The organism is Methylobacter psychrophilus (assembly GCF_025583945.1).
In the GTDB taxonomy this organism is placed as follows: Bacteria; Pseudomonadota; Gammaproteobacteria; order Methylococcales; family Methylomonadaceae; genus Methylobacter_C; species Methylobacter_C psychrophilus.
Window position 1 is genome coordinate 18,140 of record NZ_JAOEGU010000032.1, and the last position, 24,829, is coordinate 42,968.

General features: G+C 43.5%; 19 protein-coding genes. All 19 read left to right on the plus strand.

What is annotated here, in order from left to right:
- Position 1 precedes the first annotated feature (1 nt).
- The 19 genes from N7974_RS14125 (at position 2) to N7974_RS14215 (ending at position 24,211) form a co-directional block, all read left to right on the plus strand.
- Positions 2 to 352, plus strand: a complete 351-nt coding sequence (locus tag N7974_RS14125; protein ID WP_262966238.1) for a PilZ domain-containing protein — start codon at positions 2 to 4, stop codon at positions 350 to 352.
- Positions 353 to 363: 11 nt separating this feature from the next.
- A complete protein-coding gene (locus N7974_RS14130) occupies positions 364 to 1,128 on the plus strand; it encodes a TatD family hydrolase (protein WP_262966239.1) in 765 nt (254 codons plus the stop codon).
- 325 nt (positions 1,129 to 1,453) lie between these two features.
- Positions 1,454 to 2,095 carry a 3-hexulose-6-phosphate synthase gene (gene hxlA, locus N7974_RS14135; RefSeq protein ID WP_262966240.1) on the plus strand — a complete coding sequence of 214 codons (642 nt, stop codon included), beginning with the start codon at positions 1,454 to 1,456 and terminating at the stop codon, positions 2,093 to 2,095.
- Between the two features lie 2 nt (positions 2,096 to 2,097).
- A complete protein-coding gene (hxlB, locus tag N7974_RS14140) occupies positions 2,098 to 2,631 on the plus strand; it encodes a 6-phospho-3-hexuloisomerase (RefSeq protein ID WP_262966241.1) in 534 nt (177 codons plus the stop codon).
- Positions 2,632 to 2,759: 128 nt separating this feature from the next.
- Positions 2,760 to 4,754 carry a transketolase gene (gene tkt, locus N7974_RS14145; RefSeq protein WP_262966242.1) on the plus strand — a complete coding sequence of 665 codons (1,995 nt, stop codon included), beginning with the start codon at positions 2,760 to 2,762 and terminating at the stop codon, positions 4,752 to 4,754.
- 124 nt (positions 4,755 to 4,878) lie between these two features.
- A complete protein-coding gene (locus N7974_RS14150; protein WP_262966243.1) occupies positions 4,879 to 5,595 on the plus strand; it encodes an LPXTG cell wall anchor domain-containing protein in 717 nt (238 codons plus the stop codon).
- 3 nt (positions 5,596 to 5,598) lie between these two features.
- Positions 5,599 to 6,387, plus strand: coding sequence for a hypothetical protein (locus tag N7974_RS14155; protein WP_262966244.1), 789 nt, complete (start codon positions 5,599 to 5,601; stop codon positions 6,385 to 6,387).
- A gap of 213 nt (positions 6,388 to 6,600) precedes the next feature.
- Positions 6,601 to 7,587: a transaldolase gene (locus N7974_RS14160; protein WP_262966245.1), complete on the plus strand. Its 987-nt coding sequence runs from the start codon at positions 6,601 to 6,603 to the stop codon at positions 7,585 to 7,587.
- Between the two features lie 97 nt (positions 7,588 to 7,684).
- Positions 7,685 to 8,764, plus strand: a complete 1,080-nt coding sequence (fbaA, locus tag N7974_RS14165; protein ID WP_262966246.1) for a class II fructose-bisphosphate aldolase — start codon at positions 7,685 to 7,687, stop codon at positions 8,762 to 8,764.
- A gap of 408 nt (positions 8,765 to 9,172) precedes the next feature.
- A complete protein-coding gene (locus N7974_RS14170; protein WP_262966247.1) occupies positions 9,173 to 11,074 on the plus strand; it encodes a glycoside hydrolase family 17 protein in 1,902 nt (633 codons plus the stop codon).
- 162 nt (positions 11,075 to 11,236) lie between these two features.
- Positions 11,237 to 12,466, plus strand: coding sequence for a nucleoside recognition domain-containing protein (locus N7974_RS14175; protein ID WP_262966248.1), 1,230 nt, complete (start codon positions 11,237 to 11,239; stop codon positions 12,464 to 12,466).
- 3 nt (positions 12,467 to 12,469) lie between these two features.
- On the plus strand, positions 12,470 to 13,771 hold the full coding sequence (gene mtaB, locus N7974_RS14180) for a tRNA (N(6)-L-threonylcarbamoyladenosine(37)-C(2))-methylthiotransferase MtaB (RefSeq protein ID WP_262966249.1): 1,302 nt from the start codon (positions 12,470 to 12,472) through the stop codon (positions 13,769 to 13,771).
- A 153-nt stretch (positions 13,772 to 13,924) separates the two neighbouring features.
- Complete coding sequence (locus N7974_RS14185; RefSeq protein WP_262966250.1) at positions 13,925 to 14,938, plus strand: tryptophan--tRNA ligase; 1,014 nt, start codon at positions 13,925 to 13,927, stop codon at positions 14,936 to 14,938.
- Entirely contained in the window at positions 14,935 to 15,648 is a 714-nt protein-coding gene (locus N7974_RS14190) for a hypothetical protein (protein ID WP_262966251.1), read from the plus strand. Before N7974_RS14185 ends, N7974_RS14190 begins: the two co-directional genes overlap by 4 nt.
- A gap of 836 nt (positions 15,649 to 16,484) precedes the next feature.
- The gene (locus N7974_RS14195; protein WP_262966252.1) at positions 16,485 to 17,939 is read left to right on the plus strand and encodes a carbohydrate porin; all 1,455 of its coding nucleotides are present in this window, start codon (positions 16,485 to 16,487) and stop codon (positions 17,937 to 17,939) included.
- 274 nt (positions 17,940 to 18,213) lie between these two features.
- Entirely contained in the window at positions 18,214 to 19,572 is a 1,359-nt protein-coding gene (locus N7974_RS14200) for a TolC family protein (protein ID WP_262966253.1), read from the plus strand.
- Between the two features lie 70 nt (positions 19,573 to 19,642).
- A complete protein-coding gene (locus tag N7974_RS14205) occupies positions 19,643 to 20,794 on the plus strand; it encodes an efflux RND transporter periplasmic adaptor subunit (protein WP_262966254.1) in 1,152 nt (383 codons plus the stop codon).
- 12 nt (positions 20,795 to 20,806) lie between these two features.
- Positions 20,807 to 23,875 carry an efflux RND transporter permease subunit gene (locus tag N7974_RS14210; RefSeq protein ID WP_262966255.1) on the plus strand — a complete coding sequence of 1,023 codons (3,069 nt, stop codon included), beginning with the start codon at positions 20,807 to 20,809 and terminating at the stop codon, positions 23,873 to 23,875.
- Between the two features lie 9 nt (positions 23,876 to 23,884).
- Positions 23,885 to 24,211 (plus strand): P-II family nitrogen regulator, encoded by a 327-nt coding sequence (locus N7974_RS14215; RefSeq protein WP_262966256.1) that lies wholly within the window; start codon positions 23,885 to 23,887, stop codon positions 24,209 to 24,211.
- Positions 24,212 to 24,829 lie beyond the last annotated feature (618 nt).

The following is a 24,829-nucleotide window of genomic DNA, read 5'->3' on the forward strand; positions in this document are numbered from 1 at the left end:
CATGGCAGAATCCGCGCCCAGGCAAGGGATATTGACCGTTTCAATTAAGGATAAGGGTGCTTTATATGCAGCCTATATGCCGTTTGTTATAAATGGTGGCTTGTTTATTCCCACTAACCGGGACTATGACATGGGGCAGGAGGTCTTTCTATTACTGAATTTAATGGAAGAAACCGAGCGGTTGCCGATAGTCGGGAAAATAATTTGGAAAACGCCGCCGCGATCAGGCAGTTACCGAACCAGTGGTATTGGTGTGCAGTTCAGTGATCAGGATGGCGGTGTCGCACGAAATAAAATAGAAACCTATTTGGCCGGCGTTTTGGCGTCTGACCGATCAACCCACACCATGTAACTCTCTCATTCATGTTAATTGACTCGCATTGCCATCTGGATCGTATTGATCTGAAACCCTATCAAAATGATTTTGCCTGTTTTATGCAGGAAGCAGAAGCGAATCAACTTGAGCATTTATTGTGTATCGCTATCGATTTGGAGTCCTATCCGGCCATGCTGGATTTGGTAGCAGGTTATTCAAAAATATCCGTGACGGTTGGTGTGCATCCAAATGTTCAGGATTGTAAAGACCCTGATGTTGATGAGTTAATTGCTTTAGGGCAGTCCGACAAAGTGCTTGGTATAGGTGAAACGGGCCTCGATTATTTTCGTAGCGAAGGTGATTTAAGTTGGCAGCATCAACGTTTCAGAAACCATATTAATGCGGCAAAAAGTTTAAAAAAACCGTTAATTATTCATACCCGCGAGGCCAAAGAAGATACTTTACGGATTCTAAAAGAAGAGGGTGCCGGTGAGGTTGGGGGAGTTATTCACTGCTTTACCGAAGACTGGGAATTTGCTCAGCAGGCGCTGGATTTAAATTTTTATATTTCTTTTTCCGGGATTGTTACGTTTAACAATGCCACAGTAATTAAAGAAGTGGCAAAAAAAGTACCTGCTGACCGTTTTCTTATTGAAACAGATTCGCCCTATTTGGCTCCTGTACCTTTTCGTGGCAGGTCAAATTATCCAATTTATGTGCGTTATGTGGCAGAACAGATAGCTGATTTACGAGGTGTGCCTGTAAATAAAATAGCCGACCTGTCAACCAGAAATTTTTATGATTTATTTTAATTATGTTGATTTACGGTAGAGTTAAAAAAACAGTAAAAATTGGCAAGTTATCCGTAAGTTCTTCTTAGTAATGCAAATTAGTTGCGGGAAATTGTATTAACAACCCCGTTCTTGACAGTAATCGTGTAAAATACTATTAGACACGTGAAATAATAAAAAACATTTTGATGTTATTTAGACTATTTTATATCTATGGGACCAGGCGGGATATTGACCATTGATCATTTGGGATTGACATCTGTCCCCATTCTACTTTACAGTTATGTCCGCAAAACAAGTATGTAACCAAATATAATTATTAATATAACCCTTCGGAGCACTTATCATGGCAAAAGCATTAATTCAAATGGCATTAGATTCACTGGATTTTGACGCAACAGTAGGCCTTGCTACATTGGTAGCACCTTATGTTGACATTTTTGAAATTGGAACTCCTTGTATCAAACATAATGGCATTAATCTGGTTAGAGAGCTAAGAGAAAGATTTCCAGATAAATTGTTGTTAGTTGATCTTAAAACGATGGATGCTGGCGAATACGAAGCAACTCCATTTTATGCAGCAGGCGCTGACATTGTTACTGTTCTTGGCGTATCTGGTCTGGCAACTTGCCAAGGCGTGATCAAAGCAGCTAATGCTCATGGCGCAGAAGCACAAATCGATTTAATCAATGTTGAAGATAAAGTCGCTTGTGCAAAAGCAACTGCAGAAGCCGGCGCTCAAATTATGGGTATTCACACAGGTCTTGATGCCCAAGCAGCAGGTCACACACCTTTTGCTGATTTGAATGATATCGCAGCATTAGGCTTGCCTGTAAGAATTTCAGTAGCGGGCGGCATTAAAGCATCAACTGTACAAGATGTTGTTAGAGCCGGTGCAAACATTGTCGTAGTTGGCGCAGCCATCTATGGTGCTGCATCACCTGCTGATGCAGCACGTGAAATTCGTGAATTGGTTGACGCCGTATAATTATGCATCAGCAACTTATCATAGAAAAGATTTCAGGTATTCTTGAAGCAACCGATGATACGTATGATGTTAAGCTGACCCACTTGCTTGATAATGCCAAACGCATATTTATCGCAGGCGCTGGACGGTCCAAACTGGTTGGCAATTTTTTTGCCATGAGATTGGTACATGGCGGTTACGATGTAAGTGTCGTTGGCGAAATTGTAACGCCAAGCATTAAAAGTGGTGATCTGTTGATTATCATCTCCGGTTCTGGAGAGACTGAACAACTGATAGCATTTACTAAAAGCGCTAAAAAAGTAGGCGCTAATATTGTGCTGATTTCGGCAAAAAATGATTCAACAATTGGTGATATGGCCGATGCAGTGTTCCAAATTGGTCGTTCAGATCTATATGGCAAAGTTTTAGGAATGCCAATGGGAACCGTATTTGAGCTTTCTACCTTATTGTTTTTGGAAGCAACCATTGCTCATGTTATCCATGACAAAGGTATTGCTGAAGAAGTGATGAGAGAAAGACACGCTAATTTAGAGTAATGTCAAAAGAACGAGTGGTTATGCCACTCGTTCAAACTTCATATGACGCATCAAAAAAATTCGTGACAAAATCGGACCGCTGATAGAAGTCACTACACATAATTTATAAGAATAGTAAGGGGAACAATATGACTTCGCGCCGAGAATTAGCGAACGCCATACGCGCTTTGAGCATGGATGCCGTTCAAAAAGCAAACTCTGGACACCCTGGTGCTCCAATGGGAATGGCAGATATCGCCGAGGTTTTGTGGAACGATTTTATGCGCCACAACCCGACCAATCCACAATGGTCAAATCGGGACCGTTTCGTGCTTTCTAATGGCCACGGTTCAATGCTGATTTATTCTTTGTTGCATCTGACTGGCTACGCTTTGCCAATCGAAGAGCTAAAGAATTTTCGCCAACTTCATTCTAAAACGCCTGGTCACCCGGAATATGGTTATGCGCCAGGCGTAGAAACAACTACCGGTCCTTTAGGTCAAGGTATTACCAATGCGGTAGGTATGGCGATTGCTGAAAAAGCACTTGCTGCCCAATTCAACAGGGATGGACACAAAATTGTTGACCATCACACCTATGCTTTTTTAGGTGATGGCTGCTTGATGGAAGGTATTTCTCACGAAGCCTGTTCATTGGCTGGAACTTTGGGATTAGGTAATTTAATCGCCTTCTGGGACGACAATGGCATTTCCATTGACGGTCATGTCGAAGGCTGGTTTACCGACAATACACCGATGCGTTTTGAAGCTTACGGCTGGCATGTTATCGCTGATGTCGATGGACACGATTCTGTTGCGCTCACTAAAGCAATCCAAATGGCTAAGGCTATGACCGATAAGCCCACCATGATTTGTTGCAAAACAACGATTGGTTTTGGTTCGCCAAATAAAGCCGGTAGTCATGCTTGTCATGGTGCCGCTCTGGGTCAGGATGAAATTAATCTGACTAAAGCTGCTTTGGGTTGGGATCATGAAGCATTTGTAATTCCAGCGGATGTTTATGCCGGTTGGGATGCAAAAGCCAAAGGTGCTCAAGCTGAAAACGAATGGAATGAAAAATTCGCCGCTTATCAAGTAGCTCATCCTGACTTAGCCGCTGAATATCAACGTCGTACTGTTGGCGAATTGCCCAAAAATTGGCAAGCTGATGCGGATGCTTTTGTCAGTGCGGTTGATGCTGAAGCCAAGACAACTGCTACACGTCTGTCTTCACTCGCTGCCATTGAAGGGTTTGCAAAGCTTTTACCTGAAATTTTTGGTGGATCTGCCGATTTGGGTTGTTCCAACATGACGGAATGGACTGGTTACAAACCAATGCGTGCCGATAAGCCTGATGCCAATTATATCAATTACGGTGTGCGTGAGTTTGGCATGTCTGCGATTATGAATGGTATAGCCTTACATGGCGGCTTTATTCCATTTGGCTCGACTTTCCTGATGTTCTCGGAATATGCACGTAATGCGCTGCGTATGGCTTCTTTGATGAAGATTCGTGCACTGTTTGTTTATACTCATGACTCTATCGGTTTGGGTGAAGACGGTCCTACTCATCAACCTGTTGAACAAATCGCAACACTGCGTCTGATTCCAAATATACAAGTGTGGCGTCCTTGTGATGCAGTTGAAACTACCGTGTCTTGGAAAGCAGCTATAGAGCGTCAAAACGGGCCTTCTATTTTGGTTTTCTCTCGTCAGAATTTGCCTCATGTACCACGTACTCAAGAGCAAATTGAGGCGATTTCACGTGGTGGATACGTTCTGAGTGACTGCGATGGCCAACCAGAAGCTATTATCATCGCTACCGGTTCAGAAGTTGAGTTGGCACTGAAAGCGGCTGAGCAACTAACAGCGGCAGGTAAAAAAATTCGTGTAGTTTCCATGCCGTCTACCAATATCTTCGATGCTCAAGATGCTGCTTATCGTGAGTCAGTATTGCCTTCTGCAGTGACTCAGCGTGTCGCGGTTGAAGCGGGTGTAACTGATGGTTGGTGGAAGTATGTAGGAACCAACGGTAAAATTGTAGGTCTCGACCGTTTCGGCGAGTCTGCTCCAGCGGGTCAGCTTTTCAAAGAGTTTGGCTTCACCGTTGAAAACGTAGTCAAGAACGTAGAAGCAGTACTTTAGTTTTAAAGCAAAATATAGAGTAGTTACAGATATTAAATTTGGAGAGAGCCCCTCACTTTAGACGCACTAATAATCTGGTGTGTCGGGTTCTCTAACCACTTCTTCCGACTTTTAGGTGAACAACGTGAATAAGAATAATTTGACCAAATGTGCATTTGCGGCCTTGCTATTAGCAAGTACCGTTGCGAGCGCAGACCAACAATATCCGGCTGCAGATTTTCAGCCCGAAGTACTTTATCAGGATGCTGACTATATCGCCAAGAGTGGTCCGGCAACTACTGCCAAGGCTCCTGCTGCAAAAGCGGCTAAAGCACCTGCATCTGCTCCAGCAGCTGCGGTTACTCCTGAAAGCACTGCTGATTCAAAATATCCTGCGGCAGACTTCCAGCCGGAAGTTTTGTATGTTGATCCCAACTACAAAGCTATCGAGTCTGTGAAAGCTACTGTAGCGAAAAAAGAAGCTGCTTCAACTTCGGTAGAAAGTGAAGATGTCAGTGCCAGTGCAAGCGCTCCTGAAGTTGCTGAAGAAGCATCCATGTCGAGCTATCTTATTGGCTTGGTAGTTCTTGCTTTGGCCGGATTTTATTTCTTCAAAAGACGTAGTGCTGTTGCTGTTGAGAAAAAAGCATCAGAACCTGCTAAAAGAAGTTATTCGCTTACTGGTGTTGGAAAGTATTTAAACAAGATATCCGGTACTGGCGTTACCAGATATCTGGAGAAAAATGTAAGATCCGCATCAGTAACCGGCGTTGCCAAATATATGGCAAAACAGGCTGCATCACCAAAAGAAGCAGTAAAAGCAGCAACTGGTGTTGAAAAATACATGCGCGACCGGGGATAATCAATGAGCCAGAATAACTTGAGTGGATTGTTTTTTCCTGCTGTTGCCGGCTTGTTCTTTTTTATGAAGCGACCTAAAACCGAGGAAATTAAGGCTGTTTATCCTGTTTATTCCAGAGATTCCGAAGGGCTTACTGGTGTTGCCAAGTATTTGGATCATCAGAATGCTTTAAGCAGAAAAGAACTTGAGCAGGAAAGCCGGATGTCCGATCAATCGGTAACTGGAGTTGCCCGGTATTTAGAAATCCAGGGCAAGTCTTCTGCCAGTCGTGTAGCCAAGTATATTCTGAGACAGTCATTAGCTGAAAAACAGAAAAGGCAGGAACTTGGTGAAAATGAAGTAACAGGCGTTGAAAAATACCTTAAAAATAAAAAAGCAGCACCAGGACTTAGTGGCGTAGAAAAATATCTGAAACATCAGGCTGCCTTGCCGCAACCCAGTAAAGTTGCCAAGTATCTGGCGAAACAATCTGCTTTGTCTGCTCTGCAAGTAAAGCACGCTCAAGTTGAAGTATCAGGCGTTGCCAAGTATTTACAGCATCAGGCAAGTTTGCCACAGCCAAGCCGGGTTGCCAAGTATATGGCAAAGCAAGCAGTTTTAGCGGCTTTAGCGGCGAAGCAGGTTAAGCAACCTGTAGGTCAAACAAAGGTTGACCAGTATCTGCAACATCAGGCGAGCCTGCCGCAGATAAGTCGAGTTGCCAAATACATGGTAAGACAAGCTTTAGTTGATAAGCAAAAACCCGTTGCGATTGAAACAGGTGTCGATAAGTATATGCGCCACCAAGGTTGATAAATCCTTTGAGAAACAGACTGCCGTCATAGCGATTTTAACTATCGCTGGCGGAGTTTTTCTCTGTTTCTCCCCTATTGGGGCTGGCTTTAAATCACTTTGCCTCAATTATTATCGTTTCTACCAACGGCCAAATTCAAGCATTCGCGATACTGGTTAATCATTACGCGCGATCATACGATTTTTTAATTATAAATATAAAAGGCACCAATTATGGGAAAAAATTTACTAGAGCAACTTAAAGAATTCACTGTTGTTGTGGCTGATACCGGTGATATCCAGGCAATTGAAACTTTTAAGCCTCGTGATTCAACTACAAACCCATCGTTAATTACGGCTGCTGCACAAATGCCTCAATACCAAGGTATTGTTGATGACACTTTGAAATCAGCGCGTGCAAGTTTGGGATCAGACGCTTCTTCTGCAGAGGTGGTTTCTCTTGCTTTTGATCGTCTTGCGGTTTCTTTTGGTCTTAAGATTCTTGAGATTATTCCTGGCCGAGTTTCAACTGAAGTTGATGCACGTCTTTCTTTCGATACTGATGCAACCATTGCAAAAGGTCGTGAATTGATTGCGCAATACGAAGCAAATGATGTTGCTCGTGATCGTGTATTAATTAAAATTGCTGCTACCTGGGAAGGTATTCAGGCAGCTGCCGTTCTTGAAAAAGAAGGTATTCATTGTAATCTGACGCTATTGTTTGGTCTTCATCAGGCTATTGCTTGTGCCGAAAATGGCATCACTCTGATTTCTCCTTTTGTTGGACGTATTCTTGATTGGTATAAGAAAGATACCGGCCGTGATTCTTATGCTCCTGCAGAAGATCCAGGTGTGGTTTCAGTCACTGAAATCTACAACTACTACAAAAAATTTGGTTACAAGACTGAAGTTATGGGTGCCAGTTTTAGAAGCCTTGGTGAAATTACAGAATTAGCCGGTTGCGATTTGTTGACGATTGCTCCTTCTTTGTTGGCCGAGTTGCAAGCCACAGAAGGTGACTTACCACGTAAGCTTGATCCAGAAAATGCAGCAAAATTGTCAATTGAAAAATTATCTATAGATAAAGAAACTTTTGATCGTATGCACGTTGAAAACCGTATGGCTAACGATAAATTGGCTGAAGGTATCAGCGGCTTCGCGACGGCATTGGAAGCTCTTGAAGAACTTCTTGCAGCCCGTTTGGCTAGCCTGGAAGGTTAAAAAAGCGCTACGTCATTCGGTAGTGGATGATTTTCATATCCGAATGACGGCGAGTTTTATTACCCCTCAAGCAAATTGACTTAAACAGGATACCAAAATGTCACAAAAAATTTTAGATGTAGTTAACCCCGGCGTTGTAACCGGTGAAGATGTCCAAAAAATCTTTGCAATTTGTAAAGAAAACAAGTTCGCGATGCCGGCTGTTAATGTCATCAATACTGATTCAATCAATGCAGTATTGGAAGCGGCCGCCAAAGTTAAATCACCTGTAGTGATTCAGTTCTCTAACGGTGGCGCTCAATTTGTTGCGGGTAAAGGTCTTAAATTAGACGGTCAGGAAGCTGCGGTTTTGGGTGCTATCTCAGGCGCTCAGCATGTACATCTGATGGCAGAAGTTTATGGCGTACCGGTTATTCTTCATACAGATCATGCTGCAAAAAAATTATTGCCCTGGATTGATGGTTTGTTGGATGCTGGTGAAAAACATTTTGCTGCAACAGGTAAGCCTTTATTCAGCTCGCACATGTTGGATTTGTCGGAAGAAAGTCTGCAAGAAAATATTGAAATTTGTGGCCAATACCTGGCCCGTATGTCCAAAATGGGCATGACACTTGAAATCGAATTAGGTGTTACCGGCGGTGAAGAAGACGGCGTTGATAACAGCAATTTGGATCATTCATTGTTGTACACACAGCCGGAAGATGTGGCTTATGCTTATGAAGAATTAAGTAAAATTAGTCATCGTTTCACCATTGCTGCTTCTTTTGGAAACGTGCATGGCGTTTACAAGCCGGGTAATGTTAAATTGACGCCTAGCATATTGGACAATTCACAAAAATATGTCACTGAAAAATACGGCATAACTGCGAATACCTTAAATTTTGTTTTCCATGGTGGATCTGGTTCTTCTGCTGCAGAAATCAAAGAATCAATTAGCTACGGTGTCGTTAAAATGAACATTGATACCGATACTCAGTGGGCTACTTGGGAAGGTATCATGAACTTTTACAAGCAACATGAAGGCTATTTGCAAGGTCAAATCGGTAATCCTGATGGTGACGACAAGCCTAACAAAAAATACTATGACCCACGTGTTTGGCAACGTGCTGGTGAGGTGGGAATGATTACTCGCCTGGAACAAGCATTTAAAGAATTGAACGCTGTAAATACTTTGTAACAGCAGCAGACGATTCAATTAAAAAAGCCGATGTTTATGCATCGGCTTTTTTTATGTCCGATATTCCGCTTTATTCCGGTATTCATGTGTTATTGATTGATAGTTGTCGAGAGGCTATTCTAAATTGCATGCCGCTCATAATTTGCTAATAATAGAATACCTATAGACTTTCAGAAATTAAATTTCCATTCGCATCGCTGTAAACTCCTACGGATACCATCCCTTCAAGGGATGTTATCCGTTAGCATCGAAATTATTTATCTGAAAATCTATATTTTATAAAACAGGATCTTGATACTGTACAATTGAGGTCATTATAGTTATTTATATATTAATTTATCTCTCGGTGATTTCCATGAAATACAGTATATCCCTCTTAAATTTATCAATAATGTTGTCAGTTTAAATATGAAAATCTCCAGGCTCATTCTGTTTTTTTTATTGGTTATCTCTGTTAACGGTCTGTTGTCCTGGTTAAGTAATTTACCTCAGGATGCAGGGCCTGATGTTCCTGACGGTAAAATCAGTAGCGTTTCTTTTGCTCCGTTTCGTGAAGGGCAAAGTCCATTAACAGAAGTATTTCCTACATCTCAAGAGATAGACGAAGATTTACGTCTGCTATCTACCGAAACCCATACCATACGTACCTATGCCAGTACACGTGGCTTGACGGATGTCGCGGCTATGGCGCAAAAATATGGTCTAAATGTTATACAGGGTGCCTGGATAGGTGGCATGACCATGGCCGAGGAAAATCAGGCCGAGATTGATCAATTAATTAAAGTCGCCAACCAATACCCCGATGTTATCAAGCGGGTTATTGTCGGCAACGAAGTTCTGCTCAGAGGCGAGTTAAAGCCGGAACAGCTACTGCAATACATCCGCCAAGTTAAAAAAGCGGTTAAGCAGCCGGTTTCTTATGCTGATGTCTGGTCTTTTTATATGCGTTATCCGGAAATCGCCAAGGAAGTTGATTTTTTTACTGTGCATATCTTGCCGTATTGGGAAGATGAACCCTTAACAATTGAAGAAACGGCCGCACACATAGAAAAAAATTATCGAAAAATCCGCGAAGCTTATCCCGATAAGCCGATTTTAATTGGTGAGTCTGGTTGGCCCAGTGCCGGACGGCAGCGTGGTTGGGCAGTACCCAGTGTCGTTAATGAAGCCAAATTTATTCGCTCGTTGGTGCAATTGGCTAATAAAAACGGTTTTGATTATAACGTTGTCGAGGCATTTAATCAGCCGTGGAAAAGTCAACTTGAAGGCGTGGTTGGTGCCAATTGGGGGCTTTATTCGGCAGACCGCAAACTGGTATTTCCCTTGACCGGGAACGTAACGGAAAACCCTTTGTGGCTGAAACAGTTGCTTTATGCAGGATTGATTACATTACTTGTGGTTGGCTGGCAATCCAAAGCGCTCGTAGAGCTTGGAACCCTTCGTTTATTGGGTTTTATCGGTTTTACCCAGCTACTCAGTGTTTTGCTGATTAATCAGATAGCGGGTAATTGGTATACCAGCTACAGCCTGATCGAGCGGCTACATGCCTTGTGCATTGCCGGTTTGAGTTTATTACTAGGTGCCTTGATACTGCGGCGCACTCTGGATGGGTTAAGCGATAAAATAAGAGAAAAGAGTGGCGTATGGATACGTTATTTGGTGCTGGCTTTTGTTGCTATTGCTTTATATAAATCACAGGCGCTGGCATTGAATGGACGCTATTTAAGCTTTCCTTCTCCGCAGACCATTATACCTGTGATTGGAATAGTCGGTTTTATGTTGATGAGTTATTTCACAAAAGGTAAAAACTTAACTTTCGCACAGGCAATTAACGATTTATTTGGCACACAAACCCTTTCAATGAAATGGGCCAAGATTACCGGTTTGGTATTAGTGGTAACGGGTCTGAGTTTAATTATCATCGAAACGGCCTTTGTTATGCAAAACTCAAATTATGAGCAAGCCTATCCTATTGTTACCGAAAGGATTTATGCGGCATTAATGGTCACGATCAATTATAGCCAATTATTTGGGTGGACCATGTTGATCACCGCAGTGCTTTTTAAAACCCCGTTACGGACGGGAGCTTATGCGCTGGTTTTTATGGTTCTAGCCATTATCGTAGGCGAAACTTGCACGTTCCTTATGGGGCACGATTTTATCGAAAGTTACCCCAATGTTGGCGAAAGAATCTGGATTGCCTTCGTCTATACAATCACCAATCCTCAATTATTGCTTTGGCTGGCCAGTTTACTGATACTGGCATTGCCCTTGTGGCAGTACCGAGACAATAAAATCTCTGGTGCGTAATCAGATTATTCAGCAAGTCGCGTAACGCAATATTGGCAAATTCGAGGTATTGGGTTGTATTCAATAACACGATTACCAGCACTTTTTTGTTCAAAACAAGACAATCCCTATCTCAGGCAATAGAATAGGTTAATTATTACTTAACTTATTCTGTTTACCGTCTTGTTAAATATCATCTGGATTTGCTTCTTTCTTGCCGCTTTTTTTACTGCGCTGTTTAAACTGGTTTTTCTAGACGATCAGCAGGTTTTTGCACAAATCATGGAAGCCATGTTTAGCTTGTCTAAATCGGCTTTTGAAATTTCGCTAGGCTTAACCGGTGTACTGGCGTTGTGGTTAGGGATTATGCGGATTGGTGAAAAGAGCGGTTTTATTCTGTTATTAACGCAAAGTCTTACGCCTTTATTTAGCCGTTTAATGCCCGATGTGCCCAAAGGACATCCGGCCTTGGGCGCTATCGTGATGAATATTTCCGCCAATGCCTTGGGCCTGGATAATGCCGCAACGCCTTTAGGCATTAAGGCCATGAAGGAACTGCAAACATTAAATCCCAATCCTGATACGGCTACCAACGCGCAAATTCTGTTTTTGGTTATTAATACATCAGGCGTTACGCTATTTCCCATCACTATTTTTACTTACCGCGCTCAGCTCGGTGCGGCAAATCCCACTGACGTATTTATTCCGATTTTAATTGCGACTTATATATCCACACTGGTCGGTTTACTTGCCGTCGCTTTTGTACAAAAAATCAATTTACTCGATAAAGTTGTCATGGCTTATCTGGGGGGCTTTACGCTGGTCGTTGGTGGTCTGCTGGTTTATTTTTCCAGCTTGCCGCAACAGCAAATGCTTCAGCAATCTGCTGCAATCAGTAATATTATTCTGTTTTCGTTAATCATCAGTTTTATTTTTGGTGCCATTTATAAAGGTATTAATGCTTACGATGCCTTTATAGAAGGTGCTAAAGAAGGTTTTCAAACCGCTATATTAATCATTCCTTATCTGGTGGCCATGCTGGTTGCCATTGGTGTGTTCAGAGCCAGCGGTGCCTTGGAGATACTCGCTGATTTGGCAAGGACACTCGTGCATTATTTTGGCATTGATGACCGTTTTGTTGATGCGCTACCAACGGCTTTAATGAAGCCTTTTAGTGGCAGTGGTGCCAGAGCGATGATGATAGATACCATGAAAACACATGGTGCCGATTCATTTTCCGGCCGTCTGGCGTCTGTCGTACAGGGCAGTACGGAAACTACGTTTTACGTATTGGCCATTTACTTTGGCTCGGTGGGTATCAAACGTATTCGTCATGCCGCTGCCTGTGGGATAATAGCCGATTTTGCTGGCATTATTGCCGCAATTTTTGTTACCTATTGGTTCTTTGGATAATTAATGAAAGTTCACCTTAAAACACTCGGCTGCCGTCTTAACGAAGCAGAATTGGAAACCTGGGCGCAAGCGTTTCAAAAGTCCGGGCATTCAATTACCAAACAGGCAGAAGCCGCCCAGTTGATTGTGATTAATTCCTGTGCAGTTACGCAGGACGCTGCCAGGAAATCACGTCAACTTATTCGCCGCATACACCGCGATAATCCACAAGCCAAATTGGTGGTTAGCGGCTGTTACGCGACCTTAAATCAGGATGAAGCGGCGTCTTTATTGGGTGTGGATTTGGTTGTGAGTAACAAGGATAAAGATCAACTGGTAGAAAAAACCTTAACCGAACTTAACATGGACGTTATGCCTGCGATGTCCACAGAGCCGGGTGAAATATCATTATTTACTCGTGGACGGCAACGCGCTTTTGTTAAAGTCCAGGATGGCTGTCGTTATCGCTGTACATTTTGTATTGTTACCGTGGCGCGTGGTGATGAAATTAGCCGCCCCGTGCAGGCTGTTATAGATGAAATCAATGCCCTATATAAACAAGGCATTACTGAGGTTATCCTTACCGGTGTACATTTAGGTGGCTATGGTAGTGATTTGGGCAATAATTTATCCGATTTAATCAACGCTATTTTGTCTGAAACAGACATTCCAAGGCTTAGACTCGGTTCTTTAGAGCCTTGGGAATTACCGGAAGATTTTTTTACGTTGTTTCATAATCCACGCTTGATGCCGCATTTACATTTGCCGCTGCAAAGTGGCTCGGATACCGTTCTACGTAGAATGGCGCGGCGTTGTAAAACAGAAGAATTTAGCGTAATTGTTAGTCAATTGCGGGCGCAAATTCCTCACTTTAATATTACTACCGATATTATTGTCGGCTTTCCCGGCGAAACCGAGGAAGAATGGCAGGACAGTTTTAACTTTATCAAACAAACCGGTTTTGGGCATATTCATATTTTTACCTATTCCAGTCGTGAAGGCACAAAAGCGGCTACCTTGCCAAATCAGCTGACCAATGATATTAAAAAACAGCGTAGTCAGCAGTTGCATGTTTTGGCGAATGATATGAAGTTGGCGTTTTGCCAGGAAAATATCGATAATCAATTTCCGGTACTATGGGAAGGTTATCATGAACCACTCGAAGGCGGAAAACAGCGGGTGTTTGGCTATACGCCCAATTACCTTAAAGTCAGTTGTGTGATGAACAACGATGAATCGGTTGAAAATAAAATCATTGCCACAAAATTAATGGCGGTCGAGGAAGGCTATATTATTGGTGAGCTTGATGATAACCGCTTGCTTTAAATAAACGGTACACTATCTGAGAATTGCTTTATCAGTAAAATCCGGTATACCGAAGTACCATGAGACAACAGTTATTACCGGATTCAAATGTTGGATATCAGCTTGAATCTGGTTAATATTTCACTCCCAATACGTAAAAAATAGATGGAACAGATGACTAAAGCAATTGTTTTAACCGGTATTACCACCACGGGTACGCCGCATTTGGGTAATTATGTTGGCGCGATCAGACCCGCTATTAATGCCAGTAAAGATGAAAATGTTACGCCATTTTATTTTCTGGCTGACTATCATGCTTTGATTAAATGTCAGGAGCCGGAAAGAGTCAGGCAATCCAGTCTTGAAATTGCCGCGACTTGGCTGGCTTTGGGGCTGGATACGTCAAATGCGGTTTTTTATCGGCAGTCAGATGTGCCTGAAATTATGGAGTTGACATGGATGTTAACCTGCGTGGCATCCAAAGGTTTAATGAACAGGGCGCATGCCTATAAAGCGGCGGTTGCTGACAATGAACAAGGTGGCGAAAATGATCCTGATAAAGGCATTAATATGGGCTTGTTTAGTTATCCGATACTGATGGCCGCTGATATTTTAATGTTCAATGCCAATAAAGTGCCGGTAGGCAGGGATCAGATACAGCATATCGAAATGGCCAGGGATATTGCCGGACGCTTTAACCATATTTATGGCGAACATTTTGTTTTGCCTGAGGCAGTGATTGATGAGCATGGCGCTATTTTGTCCGGGCTTGATGGCCGCAAAATGAGCAAAAGTTATAACAATACGATTCCGTTATTTGAGCCCGAGAAAAAGTTAAAAAAACTGATCAACAAAATTAAAACCAATTCCCTGGAGCCGGGCGAACCTAAAGACCCGGATAATTGTACTTTATTTAGTATCTACAGGGCTTTTGCCACTACCGCAGAAGTGCTTGAAATACGCCAACGTTATGCAGAAGGTATTGCCTGGGGTGAAATGAAGCGGGTTTTGTTCGAACATATTAATGACCATATTACTCCGGCAAGAGAACGCTATGAGGCTTTATTACAAGCCCCTGAACATATTGAAGAACAATTACAGGAAGGCGCAATAAAAGCACGGGCAGTTAGTGTCCCTTTTATTAAGGAGTTACGTAAAGCCGTTGGTATTTCCAGGATTTCAGTGTGAAAAAAGTAAAATTCAGTGATTGGCTTAAACAGTCATTGCTGTTTGTCAGTCATGACCCCTGGCTTTGGGCAGGATACACGCTCTTTGTGGGGGTTTTTATGACGATTGGACGAGCGTCTCTGCTGCTGGGTATTTTATTTTCGGTAACGGCCTTATTTGTTGGCGTAGGGATTACAAAATATATTGATCTCAAGCGTTCGTCAGAAAATCCAATCAGTATTTATTGGGCGGTTAGTAAAAGTTTACCATTAGCCGTATTGGCGGCAGGTACCATTATACTTTTTTGGTTTGCCTTTATGTTGGTGTCCAACCTTTTAACGGGGGAGTTGTATAAAACCGGCCAATTCTTCTTTTATTGGGAGCTAACTCCGGAGAATCTGGATCATCGGTCTGCACGTGAGATAGCCAACTGGATTTATGCGTATGCTAATGTCACGTTGATTTTTACCTTATTGATGCTGACTACCTTTGCCAGTTGGTTTAGTTACCCGTTGATGCTGTTTAAAAATTACAGTTGGAGTCAGGCAATAGAACGCAGTGATTATGCCGTTTCCAGAAATCGAAAGGCAGTATATAAAGCGCTGGGGTTTATTATTGTCGAGGCGTTACTTTGTACGGTTGTCACACCTTTGTTAACACCGGTCCTATATATGCTGACTTCAACAATGATGTATGTCTCATACAAGAGTATTTTTGAGGTCAGTCAATAACCATTAGCCGGGCCAGCTTTATCGATATATCCGCTTATAATTCTTCTCCGCTTTCAGCATTCCAAAAATATTCAGACTCAAAGATTTAGTGGCGCGTCAGTAAGTTTTGATCAAAACTCCATCCATATAGTCATAGGTATCTACACAAGTCTTACTGCTCCTTCTCCAAAGGGAGAAGGTTGGGATGAGGGGAATGTAACTGCTTGATTTTACTCTCCTCGGCAATTGTTCCTGAATTGCTCCACCTCCTGCATCCGTGCAGTCGTCGGCAATTGCTCCTGCATCTCATTGTTTTTATTATGAGGAAAAGTTGTGTAGGTATACTTTGAGCGGTCACAAATGCGGAAAATCAATGTAGGTCGGGTTAGTGCAACGTAACCCGACAACTGCTTGTAAATGTTGGGTTACGCTATCGCTAACCCAACCTACATTGGGTTTTTTTGATTTATTAAAAATCCGCAACCGTAAACGTTTGCAGTGTAGCTTTACGATATAGTATAGAAAAAGTGTCATATGACTGTCACATTAAGGTGCTACTTTGTCGATCATAGGCAATGGAGTGATCAGATTAATGCCATTCTAATGCTAAAATTTAACTTGGGACAGGCTATGGTTTTTACGGGAATCCTGTTTTACCGACCGCTTATTTTCTGCTGCATTTTTGTTCTCTGTTAAGTTAATCAGTATTACGTGCAGACTGTGCAAACAACTCCAATGCAATAAGTTACTCAATAGAATCGATACCCCCCTTAATCATGAAATCCCCTGCTATTATCAAATGGTTCCGCTATGGCACCTGTGAATTAAATCAACATAGTCATAGTATATTAACAGGAATGAATATTTCAAAAATTTTGCTGTTATGCTCTGTATTTTTTGCGATGACAGCTCAAGCCAAGGAACCGGCGTCCTATCCGGAATTATATGATGCAGACGAATTTTCAATCATGGGACTATTATCGGATCATGACTGGCATGACTTAAAAGATGAGCGCTGGAATATCTATTCACAGGGGACTTATATTTCCAGTTTTAAACAGGCCTTTCCTGCTGCCTATACCAATTTAAACGGCTCTACCAATTCATTGTCACGCAGCGCTGAGCGCAGTTTTACCGCAACATTTACCTCTTATATTGGCCTTAAAGGCTGGAAAGGCGCTGAATTTTATGCCGCACCGGAAATGTTTTCCGGACGACCTCTTTCAGAACTAAAGGGAATAGGCGGAAGTATTCAAAACTTTGAGCTGCAGAAAAATGGTGAAACCCATTCTACCTGGTATTTATCAAGGGTTTATTACCGGCAAACGCTGTCATTCGGCGGGACAACTGCTGAAGTTAAATCGGGCCCGATGCAATTAGGTGGAACTGCCGAAAGTCGCCGTTTTGTTTTTACCGCAGGTACCTTTAGCATTCTCGATTTTTTCGATAAAAATATCTATGCAGGCGATCTTCGGCACCAATTTTTAAACATGTCCTTTATGACTAATGCGGCTTATGACTTTGCTGCCGATGCAAGGGGCTATACGACGGGATTGGTTGGCGAATATTATTTTGATGACTGGGCATTTCGATTTGCACGAATTGCTGCACCTAAACATCCTAACGATTTACCTTTGAATTTTTATATGTTCACGAATTATGGTGATCAGGTAGAGCTGGAGCATAAACATATTATCAAAGAACAACCGGGGGCTATAAAAATTCTGGGCTATAGAAATCGTGAAAATATGGGCAGTTTTACTGATGCTATCGCGGCATATCAAACTGATCCCTCAAAAAATGCGACAACCTGCCTTGGCTATAATTATGACTCTCAAAATTCTTCTGCCCCCGATCTTTGCTGGGCCAGAAAGTCGAATGTAAAAATGGGTATTGGCATCAATATGGAACAGCGAATCACTGAAGATGTGGGACTGTTTTTTAGGGGCATGTATTCAGATGGGAAAACAGAAGTTTATTCTTATACCTCCTCTGATCGATCGTTATCTTTTGGTACGTTAGTCAAGGGCATGCGTTGGGGACGGGAAAAAGACACGGCAGGTTTTGGCTATTCACAGAGTTGGATTTCAAAGCAACACGTCGATTATTTAAATATGGGTGGAATTGATGGCTTTATCGGTGATGGCAAGATTAATTACAGGCCGGAGCAGTTGGTCAACATTTACTACCAATGGCATGTGATTACTTCTAGCTGGCTTTCCTTTGATTATCAATATTTAGCCAATCCGGCTTACAACGCTGATCGTGGCCCGGTAAATATCTATGGGGTTCGCGTGCATTTTGAATTTTAAGTCTGTGCAAATAAACCGCGGATAGGTTGATTTACACCTGTTAGCGGTTTTTATCTTCTCGTGCTATCAAAGTACCAAATTTATTTACTTACAAAATCAGTGTGTTAAACGGCTAATATTGATTGGCATGATAATCGCTTGCAACAAGTGAAAAGACAGCGACTAAAGTATTTAAATAGGCTAGCTAATCAGGTCATAACACCACTTTAGGTAAATGATATTTAGATTTATCGGGTTCCCTGGTCTTTAAATGCCTTCCATGTAGATAAAATTCATGAACAAAAAAACTTTAAAATCAGCGGCCTTCGTGGTGCTGTTAAGCTTTCTTAATGCCTTTAATGCAGCAGCACAGAGCCAGGTGCTCTCACTTGATGAAGTGCTGTCTATCTTTTATCAGCGTAATCTTGATTTGATTGCTGCTCAATATAATATCGACCGGTCTTTAGCCGAAGCGGTGATTGCTTCGGCTATTCCCAACCCAACGGTTGGCTTTCAGATTGGAGAGCTTAGCGCCAGTAATATGAATAAGGGTTCCAACGCGACGGGTTGTAATCATGATTCAAATGTTTCCTGTGGCGCGGCTGAATACTATTCTTTTAGTCAGTTGATTGAAGTTGCCGGTAAACGTGGTTTGCGCATACAAAGCAGCGGTTTTGCAACGCAAGCAGCCGAAAGCGATTTTCGGGATGCCGTGCGTATTTTTTCCAATATGGTCAGGAATAGTTACTATCAATTATTACAGACGCAGAAAAACCGCTGGCTTGCTCAGGAAATTGTCGATCATTACGAGATTATTAGTAAAGCCAACAGTCTGCGCATGAAAAAAGGCGACATTTCAGAGTCTGATTTTTTGCGGGTTAAAATGGAAGCCATGCGTGGACAAGCGGATCTCGATAACGCACAAGCTGCCGTGGAGGTGGCACAAGCTGATTTGGCGGTAATCTTGCGCTGGCCGGATAAAAGCCTGCAATTTGAAGCTAAAGAACTGTGGCCCGAAGTCAATAATATCAGTCAGAACCTTTCTAAAGAGGATTTGATTAGCAAAGCCTTGCAGCAGCGTCCTGATTTACAGGGTGACAAATTGCGTGCCGAACAAGCGGACAGGCAATTGGAATTAGCGCGGCGACTTAAATACCCCGATGTGACTGTCACTGGCGGCTACGCTCACGATCCCAGCAACAATGCGCTTAATACCGGCTTTGTCGGTGTCAGTGTGCCGTTACCCTTGTTTTATCAATATCAGGGCGAAGCCGATAAAGCCGCTGTTAATTTAAGTCAGAGTCGACTGGCTGCAGAGCAAACTGAGCTGGGCATCCGTAGTGATGTTATCGGCGCCTTGGCAACCTGGAACAGTGCCAACAAAATAGTGCAACGGTTCAGGGATGGTTTGCTTGATGATGCCCTGGCGGTAAGAAACAGTTCCGAGCTGGCTTACAGTAAAGGCGCGACCAGTGTACTGGACTTTATTGAAGCGCAGCGTAGTTATAAAAATGTGATGCGGGATTATTACGCAGCAGAGATCAATCGCGCCAATGCTTATTACGACCTGGAAAAATCTCTGGGTGCGGCAGTGGATGGCGATAATGCGTCGATTGCTCGCAGTAACAATAGTCAAGACCCTATAAAATACTAACGAGTTATAAGGCGTAGCTTGCCAAAACCTGAGAATTAGCCCTGTGCAGATAATGGACACGAATAAACAGATGCCTCATCAAAGAAAAAAACAGTTTTTATGTGGGTTACTGGTAGCAGCAGTATTAACGGCCTGTTCCGATTCGGCTGACAAAACTCAGCCAGTTCCGCAACCGCCAAAAGTAAAGGGCGAAGTGCATTTGGCACCTGATTCACCGAAAAAAGCCTATGTTAAGGTCGCCAGTTTGAGCTTGACACAGCATCCCTTGCTGGAGCCATTGACCGGAAAAATAAATTATAACGAAAGTGTCACTTCACGGATTAGCTCTCCCGTTGCCGGTCGCGTTATTGCTATACCGGTTGTCTTGGGGACTCAGGTTAAGGCAGGATCAATATTACTGGAGCTGGATAGCCCGGATGTCGCTGCTGCAGAGGCGGATTATGCCAAGGCGCAAGCTGATTTGATACTGCGCAGTAAAAGCTTTACTCGTCAGCAAGAGCTTTATGAGGGCAAAGCCATTGCTCAAAAAGATCTGGAGCAAGCGCAAAATGATTTTAATGGTGCCCGTAGCGAAGTACGCCGCACTCAGGATAAATTAAAAAACTTGCGTATAAGCGCACAGCAAAGTGACGGGCGTTTTGCCCTACGCTCGCCGGTTTCCGGCATCGTGGTTGAGCGTAATGTCAATCCGGGTATTGAAGTTCGTCCTGATCGTGAGATGCCTTTATTTGTAGTGTCCGACACCAAAAAGCTGACGCTGCTGATGGCTGTTTTTGAAGTCAATATTGCTAAAATAAAGCTGGGCCAGAAATTATCGATTGTTGTCCCTGCTTATCCAAACGAGATTTTTCCTGCCACGGTGGAATACATAGGCCAAGTATTGGATGAAAAGACTCGTACCGTACAAGTACGTTGCGACCTGCCCAATCCGGATGGACGTTTATTACCCGGTATGTATGCTTCCATTACCGTAAACAGCACCCCCGACGATCAGGCTATTGTGATTCCGTTAACCGCTGTTTTTACCGAAGGCGATGCTGATTTTGTGTTTATTGCTTTGGATGAAAATCGCTATCAGCAACGCCCGGTTGAAATAGGCTTGCGCTTAAAAGATAAAGCGGTAATAACGAAAGGGCTACAGTCTGGTGAAAAGCTGGTGATGGAAGGTGCGCTAACGCTACGTGCCGAAGAAGAAGTCGAAACCGGTAGTGATAAACCTTAAGAGGCTGTTGACATGATTGAGCATATTATTGCATTTTGCCTGCAACAGCGGTTGATGGTTATTGGCGCGACCTTGGCTATTGCCATTTCCGGGATTATCGCTTTTGAACATTTGCCGGTACAAGCTTTCCCGGACGTGCAAAATGTTTTTGTCCAGGTTGTCACCCAATATCCCGGTCAGGCACCTGAAGAAGTGGAAAAACTTATCTCATTGCCGATTGAGCGCGTGATGAACGGCTTGCCGCATCTGATGAGTATGCGTTCGGTTTCCATCTTTGGATTATCGGTAGTTACTCTGACTTTTGAAGATAGTGCCGAGGATTATTTCTCCCGCCAACAGGTGTTGGAACGTTTGCAAAATGCCGCCATTCCTGACGATAGTAAGCCTCAGTTGGGGCCGTTATCGACCGGTGTTGGCGAAATTTTGCGGTATGTCGTCGATGCCAAAAATTTACCGCTAACCGAGCAGCGTGCCCTGCAAGACTGGGTGATTGAACCGAAGATTCGTACGGTTCAAGGGGTTGCCGATGTAGTGTCTTACGGTGGGGGTGTCAAAGAATACAAAGTGACTGCCAAGCCTGATCGCCTGAAAAATTACAACCTCGATCTTAAGCAGGTGTTCGATGCCATTGCCGCCAACAACAATAATACCGGCGGCGGCTATATCGAATATGGTGACGAAGCACTGGTGGTGAGAAGTATCGGTTTGTTAAAATCCGCCGAAGAAATTGGCGAGATCGTCATCACTACTCTTGATGGTGTGCCGGTGCGGATCAAGGATGTTGCCGATATTGGTGTCGGTCCGCAGCCGCGAACCGGTATCGTTGGCATGAACCAGCGCGATGATGTCGTTGAAGGCATTGTCTTGCTGATCAAAGGTCGCGATGCCGTCAATGTACTGGGCGGCGTTAAAGAGAAAATTAAAGAACTCAACGATTTTGGCTTGCCGCCAGGCGTTAAAATTACCCCTATTTATGATCGCACTGAACTGGTCGGTCATACCATCCGCACTGTTGAGCATAATATGCTCGAAGGTGCGGCACTGATTATGATTATTCTGTTGGTCTTCTTACGACGCTTTATGGCGGCGTTTTTGGTAACGTTGATTATTCCGTTATCATTGCTGTTTGCTTTTATTCTGGTTGATCTCGGCGGTATTTCAGCCAACCTGATTTCTCTGGGGGCAATAGATTTCGGGATCATCGTCGATAGCGCCGTGGTATTGGTTGAGGCGGTCATGGTACAAGTAACCCTGGATTTGCATCGCAATGTCGATATTCGTCATCTGCGACAAACGTTGCTGGTTACGGCCACGGAAATGGGGCGACCAATATTATTCTCAAAAGCGATTATTATCATCGCTTTTTTACCCATTTTTACTTTCCAGCGGGTGGAAGAGAAAATTTTCTCACCGATGGCTTATACCCTCAGTTTTGCCCTGGTGGCATCCATGTTATTCAGCCTGACTTTTGTGCCGGCGATGCTGACTTATCTATTGGGGCCGAAAATGGCCGAAAGCCATAATCCGCTGGTTCACGCCATGGAACACCATTATCGGCGGCTTTTGGAATGGGTGCTGAAAAATGCCCGCATGGTGTTTATTTCGGCAATCGTCGCGTTGGTGTTGAGTTTTATGTCGGTGAAAATGATCGGCACCGAATTTATGCCCAAGCTTGATGAAGGCAATATCTGGTTGACCATCACCTTGCCAACTCCGGTATCGCTGACAACTGCCAAAGACTTTGAGCGTAAGGTACGCGAAAAACTGGAAACATTTTCCGAAGCCAAAATGGTCTTGACGCAACTGGGTCGGCCCGAAGATGGTACTGATCCTAAAGGCTTCAATAATCTTGAAGTGTTGATTGATCTTAATCCTAAAGATACTTGGCGCTATAAGAAAAAAGATCAACTGGTGCAGGCGATGGATAAAGAACTATCGATCTTTCCGGGAATCCTTACCAACTTTTCGCAGGTAATTCAAGATAACGTTGAAGAAGCTATTTCCGGCGTCAAGGGCGAAATTGCGGTAAAAATATTTGGTAGCGATTTAAAAACCCTACAGGACAGAGCCGATCAGGTTACCCATATTCTGGCCTCTATTCGTGGCGCAACCGATGTAGCGGCTGAGCAGCAAGCCGGTTTGGCGCAGGTCATGGTTGATATTGATCGTGCCAAGGTATCCCGTTATGGCATCAATGTTGCCGATGTGGAGCATGTCATGGAAATCGGTATGGGTGGCAAGGCGGCGTCGCAGTTTCTGGAAGGTGAGCGGCGTTTTGACATTACCCTGCGTTATGAAGAAAATGCCCGTAATTCGGTAGCGGGACTGGAAAATCTGACGGTCCAAACTCCTGGCGGTTTGCGTATCCCCCTGTCGGAATTGGCGACGATTAAAATCAATCAGGGCGCTTCCCGGATTAGTCGGGAAGACAACATGCGCCGAATTGCCATTAAATGTAATTTGATTGACCGTGATCAAGGCAGCTTTGTCGCTGAAGCCCAGCAAAAAGTGGCGGCTCAAGTAGATTTACCGCCGGGTTACCGTATTGTCTGGAGCGGACAGTTTGAAAATCAGCAGCGGGCAATGAAGCGTTTGGCAGTTATCGTACCGATCAGTTTGGGGCTGATCTTTGTGTTATTGTTTTGGGCTTTTATGTCGATCAAAAATGCACTACTGATTCTTATGAATGTGCCCTTCGCGATGATCGGTGGTATCCTGATTTTGTTGGCGACAGGGATTAATCTTAGCGTCTCCGCAGCGGTTGGTTTTATTGCCTTGTTTGGTATTGCCGTGCAAAATGGCGTGATTTTGGTTTCGCAACTTAACAAGCTGCGCAGGGAAGGCCAGTCACTGCATGATGCCATAGTCAATGGCTCGGTCAGTCGTCTCAGACCGGTGGTAATGACGGCTATGATGGCCATGCTGGGACTGTTTCCTGCCGCTCTTTCAACCAGTGTCGGTTCGGAAACGGCAAAGCCTTTCGCCGTAGTAATTATTGGTGGCTTACTGACGGCCACTCTTTTAACCTTGACGTTATTGCCGGCGTTGTACCGCTATTTTGCCGAACCTGACGAACTTTAAAGGAAATTAATGAAAGAAATACGTGCCTTTATTCAGCCTCACAAGCTCAGCCATGTCACCATGGCTTTGCTGGAAGTCCCCGGATTTCCCGGTATGACGGTTATGGATTGTGATGGTTTTGGTCGCGAACGTACGCAACACGTTCAAGATTACAAGCCCTTTTTACCTAAAAAACGCCTTGAAATTTTCGCCCCGGACAGCTTGGTAGAAATTATTTTTGAAACCATCATACAGGCCGCCTATAGCGGTCAGCATGGTGACGGCAAAGTATATATCATGGATATGCTTGAAGGCGCACGCATTAGTACCGGTGAAAGAGATGCTGATTTGGGGTAGTACCTGTGCATCAAAGGCCATGTCACCACGAAGTACTTGCACATCAAAAAACATATCACCACGAAGACACGAAGACACGAAGGACACGAAGGACACGAAGACACGAAGACACGAAGACACGAAGACACGAAGACACGAAGACACGAAGACACGAAGACACGAAGACACGAAGGACACGAAGACACGAAGGACACGAAGGACACGAAGGACACGAAGGACACGAAGAAAAAGCGTAGAAAAAGCGTAGAAATTATGGCATTCACTGGTTCTGAAGCGTGACGGGGTTTGTAACCTGGTTGCTCCTGTTTTGAAAGTTATTGAAGTCTTTAAATATTTCAGTCGAGGTTAAAAAATCCGACCGGCATGGTAGTTACATCAATAGCCTATGATTATTGACTAGCACTTAACAATGAATGATCACCGATATAAAACGCTTGTCCATCGATATACAATCACTGCTCACTGGTATAAAACGATCGCTCACCGGTAAGCATGTAGATACTCTGTTCAAAGTCAAAGGTATTTCGTTCATTTTTAACTATTCGACTGATTCTGAAATTTTATAAAAACGTGTATTATCGAAAGGTTCGTCATTTTTCAACATACCATGGATAGCAT

Excerpts from the sequence above, each read along its gene's own strand:
- N7974_RS14195 (WP_262966252.1), top strand. The coding sequence starts at position 16,485 with ATGAATATTTCAAAAATTTTGCTGTTATGCTCTGTATTTTTTGCGATG.
- hxlB (WP_262966241.1), top strand. The coding sequence starts at position 2,098 with ATGCATCAGCAACTTATCATAGAAAAGATTTCAGGTATTCTTGAAGCA.
- mtaB (WP_262966249.1), top strand. The coding sequence starts at position 12,470 with ATGAAAGTTCACCTTAAAACACTCGGCTGCCGTCTTAACGAAGCAGAA.
- N7974_RS14155 (WP_262966244.1), top strand. The coding sequence starts at position 5,599 with ATGAGCCAGAATAACTTGAGTGGATTGTTTTTTCCTGCTGTTGCCGGC.
- N7974_RS14185 (WP_262966250.1), top strand. The coding sequence starts at position 13,925 with ATGACTAAAGCAATTGTTTTAACCGGTATTACCACCACGGGTACGCCG.
- N7974_RS14160 (WP_262966245.1), top strand. The coding sequence starts at position 6,601 with ATGGGAAAAAATTTACTAGAGCAACTTAAAGAATTCACTGTTGTTGTG.
- N7974_RS14215 (WP_262966256.1), top strand. The coding sequence starts at position 23,885 with ATGAAAGAAATACGTGCCTTTATTCAGCCTCACAAGCTCAGCCATGTC.
- N7974_RS14200 (WP_262966253.1), top strand. The coding sequence starts at position 18,214 with ATGAACAAAAAAACTTTAAAATCAGCGGCCTTCGTGGTGCTGTTAAGC.
- hxlA (WP_262966240.1), top strand. The coding sequence starts at position 1,454 with ATGGCAAAAGCATTAATTCAAATGGCATTAGATTCACTGGATTTTGAC.
- N7974_RS14130 (WP_262966239.1), top strand. The coding sequence starts at position 364 with ATGTTAATTGACTCGCATTGCCATCTGGATCGTATTGATCTGAAACCC.
- N7974_RS14170 (WP_262966247.1), top strand. The coding sequence starts at position 9,173 with ATGAAAATCTCCAGGCTCATTCTGTTTTTTTTATTGGTTATCTCTGTT.
- N7974_RS14205 (WP_262966254.1), top strand. The coding sequence starts at position 19,643 with ATGCCTCATCAAAGAAAAAAACAGTTTTTATGTGGGTTACTGGTAGCA.
- N7974_RS14125 (WP_262966238.1), top strand. The coding sequence starts at position 2 with ATGGCAGAATCCGCGCCCAGGCAAGGGATATTGACCGTTTCAATTAAG.
- tkt (WP_262966242.1), top strand. The coding sequence starts at position 2,760 with ATGACTTCGCGCCGAGAATTAGCGAACGCCATACGCGCTTTGAGCATG.
- fbaA (WP_262966246.1), top strand. The coding sequence starts at position 7,685 with ATGTCACAAAAAATTTTAGATGTAGTTAACCCCGGCGTTGTAACCGGT.
- N7974_RS14210 (WP_262966255.1), top strand. The coding sequence starts at position 20,807 with ATGATTGAGCATATTATTGCATTTTGCCTGCAACAGCGGTTGATGGTT.